The 410-nt window shown below is 68.5% G+C and carries 1 pseudogene; it reads right to left on the minus strand.

Annotated features, from left to right (window positions below):
* Nucleotides 1-410: pseudogene (locus G3I60_RS44170) on the minus strand (APC family permease); the annotation flags it as partial.

The following is a 410-nucleotide window of genomic DNA, read 5'->3' on the forward strand; positions in this document are numbered from 1 at the left end:
ACAGGACGGCTATCTCGCCGACCAGCATGGCGCCGAGGGCCTTGGCGGTGAGGTTGATGTCGAAGTGGGCGAGGACGGCGGTGATGCCGAGCATCGCGGCGGCGTAGAGGATCCAGGGGAGGTCGACGCCGAGCTGGTCGTGGACGGTCGTCTTTGCGAAGTACGAGAAGACGCCGACGATGGAGGCCTCGAAGACGATGTACGCGAGGACGGCGAGCATGCCGGAGGCCATGCCGGCGACCCGGCCGAGCCCGTGGGAGATGTACCCGTAGAAGGCTCCGGCGGCGGTGATCCGCTTGGCCATGGCGACGTAGCCGACGGCGAAGACCGTCAGGACGAGGGTGGCGAAGAGGTAGCCGGCCGGGGCGCCGATGCCGTTGCCGAAGCCGACGGCGATCGGCAGGTTTCCG

It is taken from the genome of Streptomyces sp. SID13666 (assembly GCF_010548325.1).
Lineage (GTDB): Bacteria > Actinomycetota > Actinomycetes > Streptomycetales > Streptomycetaceae > Actinacidiphila > Actinacidiphila fildesensis.